Raw genomic sequence first — 14,099 nt, 5'->3', positions numbered from 1 at the left:
AGGTTACGGCCGGCTCGCCGCTCGGCGGTCGTCCGCGCGTCGGCGTCCGGCGGCCGGGGAGGCGGTCGGTGCCGCGGCGGGCGCCGGGGTGCGGTACGCGCGCAGGGGAGCGTTGGCCGCGGCTACGGCGGCGATCGCCAGGGCGGCGGAGAGGCCCCCGGAGACCAGCGCGAAGGGGGCGGAGGTGGCCGAAGCCAGCAGACCGCCGCGGAAGTTGCCGAGTTCGGGGCCCGCGACGCCGATGACGTGCTCCACCGAGGAGACCCTCCCCCGGTACGCGTCCGGCGTCTCCCACTGGACCATGGCACTGCGGGTGACCACCGACACCGTGTCGGCCGCACCGGCCACGGCCAGGCAGGCGAGCGCCGTCCACAGCTCCGCCGACAGGCCGAAGCAGGCCAGCGCGAGGCCCCACGCGCCGGCCGCGGCCAGCTGGACAAGGCCGCCACGGCGCCACCGCGTCACCGTGCCCGAAAGCAGGCCCGCCGCGATGCCGCCGACCGCGACGGCCGACAGGAACAGACCGAGGTTCTGCGGGTCGCCGTCGAAGCGGACCTCGTTGACCAGCGGGAAGAGCGCGATCGGCATCGCGAGCAGCGTCGCGGACAGGTCGGTGGCCATGGCGCCCCAGAGCGTCGGGCGACGCAGAATGACCCGCCAGCCGCCGTGCCTCGGTCGGCGCCTGCCACTTCCCGCGCCGGCCACGTCGGCGTCAGCACCCTCGGCCACTGCTCCCTCGGGCTTCATCACGGGGAGGCGGCTCACCGCGAACATGGCGAGCGCGACGGCCACCGCCTGCACGGCGTAAGCGGCGGGGAAGTCCCAGCGGGCGATGATCAGTCCGGCCAGCGCGGGCCCGGCCAGCATCGTCGCCTGGAAGGCGATGTTGGTCAGGGCGAGACCCGCCGCTACCTGGTCGGGCGGCAGCAGCCGGACCGGGAAGGTGCGCCGGGCCGGCGCGCCGAGTGCGCCGCAGGCCGCCCCCATGGCGACCAGGCAGAGCAGCAGGAGGACGTTGCGGTTGTCCGCCAGTGCCTGGACGAACAGGCCCCCGGCGGCGAGTAGTTGGCCCGCGGTGGCGGCCCGCACGATCGCACGGCGGTCCAGGGTGTCGGCCAACGTGCCGCCCAGCAAACCGAACAGCACCATCGGCAGGCCGGTGGCGAGCCCGATGGCCCCGGTGCCGACCGGGCTGCCGGTCAGCTCCCAGACCTGGGCAAGCACCGCCACGGTGGCTACCTGGCCGCCGAGTCCGGATGCCGCGGAGCCGACCCACAGGGACCGGAACGGCCGGTTGCCGCGAAGCGGGCGGATGTCGAGGAACAGGACCCGCGACGCTTTCATCGAGGTGGCTCGACGAGGCGGTGGCGGATCCGCTGCCGCATCGACCGGCGCTCCAGCGCCCGCCGCAGATCCTCGACGACGGTGGTCAGCGCGTACGGGATCTCCGAATCCAGCTCGGCGACGGCCGCGTGGGTGGCCCGCCACTCGGCCTCCAGGAACGGCACAAGGGCCCGGCCGCGCTCGGTCAGGTCGATCCGCCGGGTACGGGCGTCCGGCCCCGGCTCCGAGGTGACCAGGTCCTCCTTGCGCATGGCGGCGATTGTCTGGCTGATCGCCGAATGCGAGCGGTTCAGGGACTTCGCCAGCTCGCGGATGGTCAGCGGCCCGGTGTGGGCGAGCCGGATCAGCGGATACGCGAACCGCGGCCGCACGCCGCGGATGCCGCGGTCGACGTAGACCTGCTCGATCTCGGCGTCCATGGCGGCCAGCAGTTCATGCAGCGGCTGCCAGGGGTCCGGGAGCGTGGTGGGGTCGGGTGAGGGGGCGGGGTCCGAAAATGTCACAGCGCTAATATAACAGCGCTTCAGAAATCGGCTCCCGCCCCGGACCTGCTGGGCCACTTCCCCTTCGAGCCCGCCAGGCAGAAGCCACAGGCGCTCAGCCCGCGCCGAACGCTCCAACCAGGCTGTGGGGTGCGTTGTCGCCGAACATCAGGGCGTAGAGCTCGGTACCCTCGGTGGCCGCTTCGGCGGCGCGGGGGAACATGGCCTGCTCGTACTCGGTGAGCGCGGCGTCGATGTCATCGGGGTGGGCGGCGAGGGCCTTGCCGAGTTCGGCGCCGTCGAGCATGGCCAGGTTGGCGCCCTCACCGTTGGGGGGCGAGAGGTGGGCGGCGTCGCCGAGCAGGGTGACCCCCGGCGCCCGGTCCCAACGGTGCCCGATCGGCAGGCCGTTGAGGGGGCGCAGGACCGGTGCGGTGTCGCTTTCGGTGATCAGGGCGGTGAGTTCCGGGGCCCAGTCGGTGAACTCCCGCGCGATCCGTGCCGTCGCCGCGGCGGCATCGGTGAAGTCGATGCCGGAGAACCAGTCCTGCGGCTTGAACAGGGCTGTGTAGGTGTGGAGGGTCCCGGCCCTCTCCCGGTGCGCCTGGATTCCCTTGGTCGGAGCGAGCGCGAGCATCGATCCGTCACCCACCGCTTTCGCGGCGGCGGGGTGCCGGACGTCGGCGTCGTACAGGTAGGTCTCGACGAATGACATGCCGGTGTACTCGGGTGTGGCGGCGGAGAGGAGCGGGCGGACCCGTGACCACGCGCCGTCGGCGCCGACCAGCAGGCTCGTGACGGTGGTGCCGCCGTCGGCGAAGCGCACCTCGTGGCGGCCCCCACCGAGGGCCCGGACGCCGCTGACCTTGTGGCCCCACCGGACGGTTCCGGCCGGCAGTGAGTCGAGCAGGATCTGGCGGAGCTCGCCCCGTTGGACCTCGGGACGCCCGCCCGTGCCGTCGTCGGGTTGGTCGAACAGGACCGAGCCGTCCCGGTGCAGAATGCGCATGGCCTGGCGGCCCTCCAGGATGAGGCCGCGGAACTCGTCCATCAGGTCTGCCGCCCGAAGGGCCTGCTGGCCGTTGTAGTCGTGGATGTCGAGCATTCCGCCCTGAGCGCGCGCGGCCCTGGACGGCTCCGCCTCGTACACGGTGGACGGGATGCCGTGTACGTGCAGGACGCGGGCGAGCGTCAGGCCGCCGAGGCCCGCGCCGATGATGGTGACGTGAGTGGTCACAGGGGCTCCTTGAGTGTCGCTCGGCCATCGGGGCACTGGGGTGCCAGGGTCCGGGCCTCTGGGTCGGCCGGTAAGCGTCCGGCTCGTCTTCATCAAGGTGCCAGCCCCCGCCGACAGGCCACCGACACCGGACCGACAGCCGCCGATACGCGGCCGGTACCGACCGCCTGTCGACCACGCCACGCCCCCGGGTCACACCGCCCCACCCCCGCCGCCACCTGGCGCCCTCCGCCCGCGTGTGCTGAGGTGCACGAAGCCCTGGACCACCCGCCCCGCGTTCCCGGAGAGTGACCTTGCGCAGCTTGACCTTCGTCATCGGTACGGGCCGCAGCGGCTCCACCGCGCTGTCCCGCATCCTCAACACCCATCCCGACGTACTCAGCCTCAACGAGTACCTGGCCTCGGTCGGTGACGCGGCCTTCCCCGAGGGCCAGGTGTCGGGGGCGGAGTTCTGGGAAGCCCTCTTCAGGCCAACGCCGTACTTCGCGAGCATGATCCGCAGCGGGGTGCTGATGCCCGAGTTCCTCTACACGGACCGCCCGGGCCGGTACACGCCGCAGGCCACCGGCATCCCCGCGCTCTCCCTCATGGTGCTCCCCCACCTCACCGACGACCCCGACGGCCTTCTCGACGAGCTCCGCGCGGCCGTCGTCGACTGGCCCGGCCGCGCCGCCGCCGCACACCACGAGGCGCTCTTCGACCTGCTCTGCGCACGGTTCGGGCGCACCGCCGTCGTGGAGCGTTCCGGCTACTCGACGGGCTGGGCGCCGGGGCTCCGGGCCGCCTTCCCCTACGCGAAGTTCGTGCATCTCTTCCGTGACGGGCCGGACTGCGCCCTGTCCATGAGCCGGCACCCCGGGTACCGGGTGATCACCTTGATACGTGAGATCAGGGAACGTACGGGCGTCGACAGCTTCGCGGACCTCACGGACGAGCATGTGCGGTCCCTGCCGCCGGAGCTCGCGCCCCTGCTCGGCGAGCGCTTCGACCCCGCCCTCGTCCGCGACCGCGACTTTCCGCTGCGTCGGTTCGGCGCTCTGTGGTCGGAACTCGTCGTCGAGGGCGTGCACTTCCTCGACGGCCTTCCTGCTGGTCAGGGCATGACACTCGGTTACGGGGACCTCCTGGACGCTCCCCGCGATGAGCTCACCCGCCTTGCGTCGTTCGTCGGGTTCGCGCCGTCCCCGCAGTGGCTGGACGGCGCGTGCGCCCTGCTCGACGGCGGTCGCCGCGGCTCCGCCGGGAGGCAGCTGACGGCCGCTGCTCTCGACGAGCTGAAGGAGAGCTGCGCCGCGGGCACCCGCGCTCTGGCGGAGCGAGCGGACCGGCGCTGACCCCTCGGCGGCCTCCTGGGCAACGCACCGCACGCGGACGGGCCCCGCCGCGCCGCAGCACGGTAGGGCCCGTTCCGGTTCGGCCGGTCAGCCGGGGCCTGCTCGGTACATGCCCCGCTTGCCGCGGCTCGCGCCGGCTTCTCCCTGCCGGGCGGCCGCACTGGCGGCCAGGGCGAGCAGAAGGGCGACGCCACCGGTGATGACGTTGCTGACCACGGTCCTTGTGGTGCTGACGTCACCCGCCACGACCCAGGGGGCGACGATCGTCCAGACGCCGAGCGCGCAGGCGGCCCACGCCATGCTGTGCGTGCGGTCGTAGGCACGGCCGAAGCCGCCGCTCATCAGCAGGGCGTAGGCGATGCCGACGATCAGGTTGGTGACCGTCAGCCGCGTCAGGCCGTCGAAGCCCACGATCCAGGGCGAGGCGGCCAGGTACAGACCCGTCAGGAAGGCCAGCGTGTCGATGGCCTGCACTTTCGGAGAGCTCGCCGCACGCTCGGCGCTCTCGTGGCGAGCGCGGATGTCGGCGATGTCCGGGTGCGTTTCCATGGAGGACGGGGACATGGGAGACGTTGCCACTGCGTCCACCTCCAGTTGGGTGGTTCCTTGGGTGCGGACAGGGCCGCGGGCACCGACATCGTCAACCAGCGGTGTCGTCACGCGGCCGAACCATGACTCGGGGCGGTGGCAGCAGATCAGATGGCTGCCGGGTGTCCGTGCCGAGCCGGGCGGAAACCGTCCCGGCGGGCCGGAGGGGGCACGCGCCGCTCCATCGGGGCGACGGACCTTCAACTGGCACTGCTCTTCGGAGCCCGCTGCGGCGTCGGCTCCTACCTACCAGCAGAATACTCGCCCTCACCCGTCTTGTCGTACGGCGGAGGGAGCGCTTCCGCAGGGGCCGCGGGAGGGGCCGCCGAAGGCCTGTCGGCGCGCTCGGCGTGTTGCATGCGCTTGACGTTCCGGCCCGCGTAACGGCCCGGCGGGACGCCCACGACCCGTTTGAAGTGCCGGTTCAGGTGGGCCTGGTCGTAGAAGCCGACGGCGGTCGCCACCTCCGAGGGCGGCCTGCCCGCGAGCAGCAGCCGCCGGGCGCGCTCGACCCTGCGGGCCATCAGGTACTGGTGCGGGGCGATCCCGAAGGCGGCGCCGAACGCCCGTACCAGATGGGTGGGGTGAGCGTGCACCTGCCGCGCCGCCTCGTCCAGCGTCACCCCGTCAAGGAGCCGTTCGTCGAGCAGCTCCCGCAGGCTCTGCGCCACGCCGCGGCCGGGCCCGGGGCGCGCGGTGGCGAGCCGGGGCCGCAGGTGGCCGCGGAGCCGTTCGCCGACCAGGGCGAGACGGCTCTCGGCCTCCAGTTCGTCGCCGCGCCGCGCCAGGGAGGCGTGCAGTTGCCCGATGCGCCTGCGCAGCAGCGGGTCGGCGATGTCGGGGTCGTCCACCGCCGGGCCGATCAGGCTCTCGTCGAGCAGGGGCGCGTCCAGGTACAGCACCCGCTTGCGGAAGCCGTGCGCGGTGGCCGGGGAGCCGTTGTGCGGCACCTGCGGCGGCAGCAGCGACACGGTGTCCCGCGGGGTGCCGCGCTCGCGGCGGCCCAGGTCGTAGCGGACAGCCCCGTCGTCGACGATCAGCAGTGTCCATACGTCGTGGACGTGCATCGGGTACGCGTGCTCGGTGAAGTGCGCGTGGAAGACCTCCACGACGCCCGGGACCTGCGGGCGCCACGCGGAGACCTCCTGCGGGGACGGCATGCAAAGAACGTACAAGACGGTGCGGGGTGTCGGTCGGCAGCCTGGGACGCATGACGACCGACACCCCGCAGCACGCGCCCGTACGTTTCGACACCAAGATCGCAGTACTGCTGCGCGAGGACCTGGAGACCTGGCAGCGGCTGAACGTCACCGCGTTCCTGGTCAGCGGCCTCGGCACACGGTTCCCCGAGGTGATCGGCGAACCGTACGCCGACGCCGACGGCACCCCCTACCTGCCGATGCTCCGGCAGCCGGTGATGGTCTTCGAGGGGACGAAGGAGACGGTGACGGCGGCGCACGGCCGCGCGGTGAGCCGGGACCTGCCCATGGCGCTCTTCACCTCCGACCTCTTCGCCACCGGCAACGACCGTGACAACCGCGCCGCGGTACGGGCCGTACCGGCCGGCGATCTCGACCTGGTCGGGATCGCCGTCCACGGACCGCGCAACGCGGTCGACAAGGTGCTGAAGGGTGCCCGCATGCACCCGTGACCGGACGGCCCGGCTCCAGGCCCGTCCAGTCAGCCCTTACGGCTCAACCCTTACCGCTCAGCCCTTGCCGCTCAGCCCTTGCCGCAGAACTCCGCCTCGAAGACGTTCTCGTAGAGGGCCCCGTCCTCCAGCCAGTCGCCGTTGAGGTGGAAGGTCAGGGTGTGCTTGCCGTCGGCGGTGGTGGCGGTGCTGGTCAGCGAGCCCCAGACGATGCCGTCGTGGCCGTAGACCTTCACCCCGCACGACAGGGTGCGGACGATCAGACCGGTGCCGTAGCGGAAGAAGGTTCCCGTCTCCACCGTGTCCAGCAACTCGCGCTGCTGGGCGGCCGGCAGGAGCTCGCCCTTCAGCAGGGCGCTGTAGTAGCGGTTGAGGTCACCGGTGGTGCTGATGACCTCGCCGGTCGCGCCGGACCACGCCGGGTTGTACTCCGTGGCGTCGTAGATCTCGGGGCCGGGGTTCGCCGCGTACAGCTTGGAGTAGCCGACGGCGTACGGGGCCGGCATCTTCGGGTCGGTGCCGGGGAAGGTCGTCTCGCGCAGGTTCAGGCGCTTGATGATGCGCCGCTCGGCCTCGTGGGCGTACGTGTTGCCCGTGACCTTCTCGATGATCATGCCTGCGAGCACGAAGTTGGTGTTGGAGTAGTTCCAGGACGTCCCGGGCTCGAAGTCCGGCTTGTAGGTGAGGGCCAGGTCGACGATCTGCCGGGGCGTCCACGCCTCGTAGCGGTGGGCCAGGAAGCCGGGGCCGTTCATGTGCTTCTGCCACTCCGGCGTGGACACCATGTCGTGCACACCGCTGGTGTGGTTGATGAGTTGACGTACCGTCACCTTGTTGCCGTCGTATCCGTTGCCCTGCAGCACGCCGGGCAGCCAGCGCTCCACGGAGTCGTCGAGGCTGAGCTCGCCCTCGGCCTCCAGCTGCAGAAGGACCACGGATATGAGGGACTTGGTGTTGCTGCCCGCGCGCAGGTGGTCCGCCGCGGTCCGCTTGCGCTTGGTCGCGGTGTCGGCGAAGCCCGCGGAGCCGAACCACTTGCCCTGCGGGCTGCTGACCTCGGCGGCGACGCCCGGCATCCCGGCCCGCTCAAGCGCGTCGAGCGCCCGCTGCGTGGCGTCGTGCCTCTTTCCCGCCCCCTCGGCCGCGGTTCCGGTCCCGGTGGCACCCGTCAGGACCATCGCGGCGCCGAGCGCCACGGCGAAGGTTCTGAGGACGTTCCGCTTACTGCGAGATCTGCGAATGGACATGCGTTTCCCATCCCCCAAACGGTGGAGCATGATCATCTGACGGAGGCAGTGTACGGGGCACCGGGGCGGCGGGGCCGCTCATTTATCCGCGGTGGAATCCGGTCCCGGGGAATGGCGCGTGAGTGAACTGGCCGCGTACGCAAGGAAGTTGGCCCGCTCCTTGGTCTACACCAACCAGACGTGTCCCAGTACTCTCATCCGCAGCCAGTACCACCCCATCCCCCCACCCAGGTTGCGTGCCGGCGCGGGCGACACCCTCTTCCCCCCTGCCTTCCACAGCCGGGTGACCTCCCCCATGCACCGCATCCAGGAGGACCACGGTGAAACTTCGCCGCACACGTTCCGCGCTCATCGGCGCCGTCTGCCTCGCCGCTTCCCTCGCCCTGACCACGGCGTCCGCCGACGAGCCCGCCGCCCCGCATCAGGCGGCAGCGAAGGTCGCGCTCAACAAGGTGGCCACGGCCAAGAACCCTACGGCCGGGACCGCGGGCCCCGGCGGCACCGTATGGATAGCCGAACGCGCGGGCACCGTACGGGTGTTGACCGACAAGGGGCTCAGCGAGCCGGTCCTCGACATATCCGCCGAGACCACCACCGACGGCGAACGCGGCCTGCTGGGGCTCGCGTTCGACAAGAAGTACGCGCACCTGTACATCTCGTTCACCAACCTCGAAGGCACCAGCACCGTGGACGAGTTCGCGGTGCGGCACGGCAGGATCCGGCCGGACACCCGGCGCACCGTCCTCACCCAGACGCAGCCCTACGCGAACCACAACGGCGGTGACATCAAGTTCGGCCCGGACGGCTACCTCTACATCGCCTTCGGCGACGGCGGCTCGGGCGGCGACCCGCACGGCAACGGACAGAACCTCGACACGCTGCTCGGCAAGCTGCTGCGGATCGATCCGAGCGGCGGCAAGCCGTACGCCGTCCCGTCGGACAACCCGTTCGTCGACGAGCCGGGCGCCAGGGACGAGATCTGGGCGTACGGGCTGCGCAACCCGTGGCGGTTCTCCTTCGACGCCCGCACGGGCGACCTGCTGATCGGCGACGTCGGCCAGAGCTCCTGGGAGGAGATCGACTGGGCCCCGGCGAGGAGCAGGGGCGGCGAGAACTACGGCTGGTCCCGGATGGAAGGCACCCACCCCTTCCGGGACGGCACCGAGCCCGCGAACCACGTCCCGCCGGTCCACGAGTACGACCGCACGGGCCTCGGCTGCTCGGTGACCGGCGGATTCGTCTACCGCGGCAGGGCGCTCCCGGCCCTGCGGGGGCAGTACGTCTTCAGCGACTACTGCGACGGCACCGTCCGGGCGCTGAGGATGAGGAACGGCAAGGTGACCGGCGTGAGCGATCTCGGGGTCAACGGCGGCGAGGTCGTCTCGTTCGCGCAGGGCCGCGACGGCGAGCTGTACGTGCTCGACATCGGCGGCAGCGTGTTCCGTATCGACCCGGCGTGAGGCCTCGCGGCTGAGCGGTCGCACAAACGTCCATCGCCCGCCGCCGGAGTCAGGAGTCCGGCGGACGCATGAGGTGCCGGGCATCGGGATACTCCGGAACCACCGGGTTGGGAACACAGCCCACTCAGCCCCTTCGGGCCGCCTCGGCACGGAGGGGCTGACCCGCGCGCCGGCCGAGGCGCCGGAAAGGCCCTACTCCTCGGGCACCGCGTTCCCCGAAGGGGCGTCGCTGCGTCCGTAGTGGTGGGTGGTGAACATGTAGACGAGGCCCGTGACCGCGACCACGCCGCCGCAGAGCAGCACGATCCAGTTGTCGTACCAGGGGTCCTCGGGGGTGCGGGGCCAGGCGATGTTGACGATGGCGAAGATGCCGTAGGCGAGTGCCCCGATGTTGACCGCAAGACCCCACCGGCCCAGGCGGTACTCGCCGCTCGGCCTCCAGCCCTTGAGGCGGGCCCGCAGCGCGGCCAGGACGACCATCTGGAAGGCGGCGTAGATGCCGAGGATCGCGAAGGAGACGATCTTGGTCAGGGCGTCGGCCGAGATCAGCGAGCCGAAGGCGATCAGCCCGGGGACGACGGCCGCGACCAGCAGCGCGTACTCGGGGACCGCGCGGGACGCCGAGAACTTCCGCAGCAGCCGGTGGCCGATGATCATCTCGTCCCGGGCGTAGGAGTAGATCAGCCGGCCCGCGGCGGCCTGGAGGCTGATCGTGCAGGACAGGAAGGAGATGAGGACGACGGCCATCACGGTGCGGGCGCCCGCCTCGCCGAGGGCGTCGAAGAGGACGTTGACCACCGGGTCGGTGTCCTTCCCCGAGATCACCGCCCGGTAGTCGACGACGGAGAGGAGCAGCGTCAGGCAGGTGAACGTCGCCGCGATCCCACCGACGTAGATGGTGCGGCGCATCGCCTTGGGGATCACCGTGCCGGGGTGCTTGACCTCTTCGGCGACGTCGCCGCAGGCCTCGAAGCCGTAGTACTGGTAGAAGCCGATGATCGCCGCGCCGAGGAAGACCGGCAGGTAGGAGCTGTCCCCGGCCGCGCCGTAGTCGTCGAAGAGGACGCCGAGGCCGTGGAAGCGGTGCGTGGTCAGCAGGATGACACCGACGACGAGTGCGCCGAGCAGCTCCGCGCTGAAGCCGATCAGCGCCGCCCACGAAAGGGCCTTCGTACCCGCGTAGTTGATGAGCACGGCGATGACGATCAGCGCGACCGTGCACAGCACGGTGGTGTGCACGGTGGGGCGGAAGCCGAGCAGGATCGCGATGTAGGGCCCCGCGCCGTACGCGACACTCGTGATCGTGACGAGCAGCGCCCACATGTAGATCCAGCCCGTCATCCACGCCCAGCGCGTGCCCCACAGCCGCCGCGCCCACGGGTAGACGCCGCCCGCGACCGGGTACTGGGCGACGACCTCGCCGAAGACGAGTGCGACGAGGAACTGGCCGCAGCCCGCCATGACGAAGGCCCAGATCATCGGGGGGCCGCCGTCGGCGAGAGCCGTGCCGAAGAGGGTGTAAGTGCTCACCACCGGCGAGAGGTAGGTGAAGCCGAGGGCGAAGTTCGCCCAGGGGCCCATCTCCTTGCGGAACTCCGACTTCTCTTCACCGGGCGCGGCGTCCGCGGTGCCGTCCGGCGCGGCGGGCACGGTCACTGGTGGCCGCCTTCCGTGCCGGTGGCCGCGGGGCCCGGCCTTGCGCTGATGAGGTCGGCCGCGCGCTCGGCGGCGAGCAGCACGGTGACCATCGGGTTGATGCTCGGCATGGTGGGGAAGATGGACGCGTCCACGATGCGCACGCCGTCGTGGCCGCGCAGCCGCAGCTGCGGGTCGACCACCGCCATCGGATCGTCCTCGGCGCCCATCCGGCAGGTGCCCGCCGGGTGGTAGACGGTGTGCGCGGCGCGCCGGCCGTACTCGGAGAGCTCGTCGTCCGACTGCACGTCCGGGCCCGGCGCCACCTCGCGCAGCAGCCAGTCGCTGAACGGCGCCGTGGCGGCCACCTCGCGGGCGATGCGCAGGCCGTCGACGATGGTGCGCTCGTCGTGGCCCTCGGGGTCGGTGAAGTAGCGGAAGTCCAGGGCGGGTTTGACGGAGGGGTCGGAGCTGCGCAGCCACATGCGGCCGATGGAGCGGGCGCGCGGCACGTTCGGGGTCATGCAGACGCCGTGCTCGGGCACGGGGTAGCCGAGGCGCTCGGTGTTGACGGTGAACGGCACCTGGTAGAAGTGGAACATCAGGTCCGGGCGCGGGCCGCCGCTCGCGTCGCGGCGCAGGAAGAGGCCGGCGTCGGAGTCCATGGCCGAGTTGGGCGGCAGCGGCCCGCGGGTCTCCCACACGATCACCGACTCGGGGTGGTCGAGGAGGTTCTCGCCGATCCCCGGCAGGTCCGCGCGCACCTCGATGCCCAGGTCGCGCAGGTGGTCGGCGGGCCCGATGCCGGAGAGCATGAGCAGCCGCGGCGTGTCGATGGCCCCGGCGCAGAGCAGCACCTCCGCCTCGGCCTCCAGCGTCGACACCGAGCCGTCGGGGTTGCGGACCTGGACGCGGGTGAAGCGGCCCTCGTCGTCGGGCAGCAGCTTGTACGCCCAGGTCTCCAGGCGCAGCGTCAGGTTTGGGCGGTCCATGATGGGGTGCAGGTACGCGACCGACGCGGAGGACCGCTTGTTGGTCTCCGGGTCGTAGGCGAGCGAGAAGAAGCCGGCGCCGTCGGTGAAGGGGCGGGCGTTGAAGTCGTCGACGGCCGGGACGCCGAGCCGGGTGGTCGCCGCCGTCACGAAGTCCTCGGCGATGGGGTTACGGTCGGCGGCGCCGACGGGCACGATGTTGTTCTGCAGCCGCGAGCGGTACGGCAGGATCGTCTCGGGGCCCCAGCCGTCGCAGCCGGCCGCCACCCATTCGTCGAGGTCCTGCGGGAACGGCAGGAAGCTGATGAGGGTGTTGTGCGAGGAGCAGCCGCCGAGCACGCGGGCCCGGGAGTGCAGGATGTGGGAGTTGCCGCGCGGCTGCTCCTCGGTGGTGTAGCCGTAGTCCAGTTCGGAGCCGAGCAGGTTGATCCAGTTGCGCAGCCGCAGCACGCGGTCGTCGCCGACGTCGCTGGGGCCGCCCTCCACCACGCACACCCGGGAGCCGGGGTCCTCGCTCAGCCGTGCGGCCAGTACGGAGCCGGCCGTGCCGCCACCGATGATCACGTAGTCGTAGGTCGTCGTCTCGTCGTCCATGCCGTCGCCCTCTCTCTCGCCGTGCCCGCTCAGCCCTTGAACCAGCCGGAGGGTGCCGGCCTCAGGTTCTGGTAGATGTGCTTGGCTTCCTGGTACTCGCGCAGGCCGGCCGGGCCGAGCTCCCGGCCGAAGCCGGAACGGCCGAAGCCGCCCCACTCCGCCTGCGGCACATAGGGGTGGAAGTCATTGATCCAGACCGTGCCGTGGCGCAGTGCGGCCGCGACGCGCTGGGCGCGGCTGGCGTCGTTCGTCCAGACGCCGCCGGCCAGGCCGTACCGCGTGTCGTTGGCCAGCTCCACGGCCTCCTCCTCGGTACGGAAACGTTCCACCGTGACCACCGGGCCGAAGACCTCCTCCTGCACGATGCGCATGGAGCGGTCGCAGTCGGCGTAGATGGTGGGCAGCAGGAAGAAGCCGCGGGACAGCTCGGCGTCGTCGGGGCGGCGCCCGCCGCAGACGAGGCGGGCGCCCTCGTCCCTGGCGATCTCCAGATAGCTCTCGACCTTCTCGCGGTGCTCCGCGGAGCTGAGGGGGCCGCTCTCGGTCTCCGGGTCGAGTCCGTTGCCGAGCCGGATGGCGCTCGCGCGCTCGGCCAGGCGTTCCACGAACCGGTCGTGCAGGGAGTCCTCCACGAGGAGCCGGGAGCCGGCCGAGCAGACCTGCCCCGAGTGCAGGAACGAGGCTTCGAGGGCATGGTCGACGGCGGTCTCGAAGTCGCAGTCGGCGAAGACCACGTTGGGGTTCTTGCCGCCGAGCTCAAGGGCGAGGTTCTTCACCCCGGGCGCGCACGCCTCCATGATCCGGCGGCCGGTGGCCAGGCCGCCGGTGAAGGAGACCAGGTCCACGTCGGGGTGGGCGGACATGGCCGCGCCCACGGTGGCGCCCGGCCCGAGCACCAGGTTGGCGACGCCGGCCGGGGCGCCCGCCTCGGCGATCAGCCGCATCATGTGGATCGTCGAGAGCGGGGTGATCTCGCTGGGCTTGAGCACGAAGGTGTTGCCCGCGGCCAGGGCCGGGGCGACCTTCCAGGAGGCCTGCAGCAGCGGGTAGTTCCACGGCGCGATGAGGGCGCAGACCCCGATGGGGTGGTGGGTGACGCGGCTGAGCACGTCCGGGCCGACGTCGACGACCCGGCCGCCGTCCTTGTCGGCGATCTCGCCGAAGTAGCGGAACGCGTTCGAGACGTCCTCGACGTCGATCCGCGCCTCCGCGAGCGTCTTGCCGGTGTCGAGGGACTCCACATGGGCGATCTCCTCCTGGTCCCGCAGGAGGAACCGCGCCACCCTCAGCAGTACGTCCGCCCGGTCCCGGGTGGGCGCCCCCGGCCACTCGCCGCGGTCGAAGGCCCGCCGGGCGGCCTGTACGGCGAGGTCGACGTCCGCCTCGTCGGCGTCGTCGACCTGCTGGACGACGGACGCGTCGTACGGATTGACCACATCCCGTCGTCCGCCTCGGACGGCCCCGGTCCACTCCCCGTCGACGAACAGTTCCGGCATCGTGGGCTCCCTCGCTCTCGTACCTGTCCGGTGCCGAGG

Annotated in this window: 12 protein-coding genes; 3 read left to right on the top strand and 9 right to left on the bottom strand. The window is 71.6% G+C overall.

Going from position 1 to position 14,099, the window contains the following annotated elements; genetic code table 11:
* Nucleotides 1-3: 3 nt before the first annotated feature.
* From ACFVYR_RS07825 to ACFVYR_RS07815, 3 genes are all read right to left on the bottom strand, one after another.
* Entirely contained in the window at nucleotides 4-1,344 is a 1,341-nt protein-coding gene (locus ACFVYR_RS07825; protein WP_384253350.1) for an MFS transporter, read from the bottom strand.
* Nucleotides 1,341-1,847, bottom strand: a complete 507-nt coding sequence (locus ACFVYR_RS07820) for a MarR family winged helix-turn-helix transcriptional regulator (RefSeq protein ID WP_384253353.1) — start codon at nucleotides 1,845-1,847, stop codon at nucleotides 1,341-1,343. The genes ACFVYR_RS07825 and ACFVYR_RS07820 overlap by 4 nt, the downstream gene beginning before the upstream one ends.
* 94 nt (nucleotides 1,848-1,941) lie before the next feature.
* The gene (locus tag ACFVYR_RS07815) at nucleotides 1,942-3,063 is read right to left on the bottom strand and encodes an FAD-dependent oxidoreductase (RefSeq protein WP_384253355.1); all 1,122 of its coding nucleotides are present in this window, start codon (nucleotides 3,061-3,063) and stop codon (nucleotides 1,942-1,944) included.
* A gap of 287 nt (nucleotides 3,064-3,350) precedes the next feature.
* Here ACFVYR_RS07815 and ACFVYR_RS07810 point away from each other — a divergent pair, with 287 nt between their 5' ends.
* On the top strand, nucleotides 3,351-4,397 hold the full coding sequence (locus ACFVYR_RS07810) for a sulfotransferase (RefSeq protein WP_384253357.1): 1,047 nt from the start codon (nucleotides 3,351-3,353) through the stop codon (nucleotides 4,395-4,397).
* An 87-nt stretch (nucleotides 4,398-4,484) separates the two neighbouring features.
* Here ACFVYR_RS07810 and ACFVYR_RS07805 read toward each other — a convergent pair whose 3' ends face one another.
* On the bottom strand, nucleotides 4,485-4,946 hold the full coding sequence (locus tag ACFVYR_RS07805; protein WP_384253360.1) for an SPW repeat protein: 462 nt from the start codon (nucleotides 4,944-4,946) through the stop codon (nucleotides 4,485-4,487).
* A 281-nt stretch (nucleotides 4,947-5,227) separates the two neighbouring features.
* The gene (locus tag ACFVYR_RS07800) at nucleotides 5,228-6,145 is read right to left on the bottom strand and encodes an AraC family transcriptional regulator (RefSeq protein ID WP_384253362.1); all 918 of its coding nucleotides are present in this window, start codon (nucleotides 6,143-6,145) and stop codon (nucleotides 5,228-5,230) included.
* Between the two features lie 50 nt (nucleotides 6,146-6,195).
* On the opposite strand from ACFVYR_RS07800, the gene ACFVYR_RS07795 reads away from it, so the two are divergent.
* A complete protein-coding gene (locus ACFVYR_RS07795; protein ID WP_384253364.1) occupies nucleotides 6,196-6,636 on the top strand; it encodes a DUF2000 family protein in 441 nt (146 codons plus the stop codon).
* 71 nt (nucleotides 6,637-6,707) lie between these two features.
* Here ACFVYR_RS07795 and ACFVYR_RS07790 read toward each other — a convergent pair whose 3' ends face one another.
* Nucleotides 6,708-7,883: a serine hydrolase domain-containing protein gene (locus ACFVYR_RS07790; RefSeq protein ID WP_384253366.1), complete on the bottom strand. Its 1,176-nt coding sequence runs from the start codon at nucleotides 7,881-7,883 to the stop codon at nucleotides 6,708-6,710.
* A 320-nt stretch (nucleotides 7,884-8,203) separates the two neighbouring features.
* Between ACFVYR_RS07790 and ACFVYR_RS07785 the strand changes: the two genes are divergently transcribed.
* Nucleotides 8,204-9,343, top strand: a complete 1,140-nt coding sequence (locus ACFVYR_RS07785) for a PQQ-dependent sugar dehydrogenase (protein ID WP_384253368.1) — start codon at nucleotides 8,204-8,206, stop codon at nucleotides 9,341-9,343.
* A gap of 192 nt (nucleotides 9,344-9,535) precedes the next feature.
* Here ACFVYR_RS07785 and ACFVYR_RS07780 read toward each other — a convergent pair whose 3' ends face one another.
* Genes ACFVYR_RS07780 through ACFVYR_RS07770 form a run of 3 tightly spaced genes read right to left on the bottom strand, consistent with a single transcriptional unit; the run spans nucleotide 9,536 to nucleotide 14,060 of the window.
* Nucleotides 9,536-10,999 (bottom strand): APC family permease, encoded by a 1,464-nt coding sequence (locus ACFVYR_RS07780; RefSeq protein WP_384253371.1) that lies wholly within the window; start codon nucleotides 10,997-10,999, stop codon nucleotides 9,536-9,538.
* Nucleotides 10,996-12,564 (bottom strand): GMC family oxidoreductase, encoded by a 1,569-nt coding sequence (locus tag ACFVYR_RS07775; RefSeq protein ID WP_384253373.1) that lies wholly within the window; start codon nucleotides 12,562-12,564, stop codon nucleotides 10,996-10,998. The genes ACFVYR_RS07780 and ACFVYR_RS07775 overlap by 4 nt, the downstream gene beginning before the upstream one ends.
* 29 nt (nucleotides 12,565-12,593) lie before the next feature.
* On the bottom strand, nucleotides 12,594-14,060 hold the full coding sequence (locus ACFVYR_RS07770; RefSeq protein WP_384253375.1) for an aldehyde dehydrogenase family protein: 1,467 nt from the start codon (nucleotides 14,058-14,060) through the stop codon (nucleotides 12,594-12,596).
* Between the last annotated feature and the right edge of the window lie 39 nt (nucleotides 14,061-14,099).

The sequence above is a fragment of the Streptomyces sp. NPDC058284 genome, assembly GCF_042881135.1.
Classification (GTDB): Bacteria; Actinomycetota; Actinomycetes; order Streptomycetales; family Streptomycetaceae; genus Streptomyces.
This window is presented reverse-complemented; position numbering and strand designations above follow the sequence as displayed.

Bases quoted from the DNA above. Each gene is read 5' to 3' on its own strand.
- ACFVYR_RS07825 (WP_384253350.1), bottom strand. From the start codon at position 1,344: ATGAAAGCGTCGCGGGTCCTGTTCCTCGACATCCGCCCGCTTCGCGGC.
- ACFVYR_RS07795 (WP_384253364.1), top strand. From the start codon at position 6,196: ATGACGACCGACACCCCGCAGCACGCGCCCGTACGTTTCGACACCAAG.
- ACFVYR_RS07770 (WP_384253375.1), bottom strand. From the start codon at position 14,060: ATGCCGGAACTGTTCGTCGACGGGGAGTGGACCGGGGCCGTCCGAGGC.
- ACFVYR_RS07775 (WP_384253373.1), bottom strand. From the start codon at position 12,564: ATGGACGACGAGACGACGACCTACGACTACGTGATCATCGGTGGCGGC.
- ACFVYR_RS07800 (WP_384253362.1), bottom strand. From the start codon at position 6,145: ATGCCGTCCCCGCAGGAGGTCTCCGCGTGGCGCCCGCAGGTCCCGGGC.
- ACFVYR_RS07805 (WP_384253360.1), bottom strand. From the start codon at position 4,946: ATGGAAACGCACCCGGACATCGCCGACATCCGCGCTCGCCACGAGAGC.
- ACFVYR_RS07790 (WP_384253366.1), bottom strand. From the start codon at position 7,883: ATGTCCATTCGCAGATCTCGCAGTAAGCGGAACGTCCTCAGAACCTTC.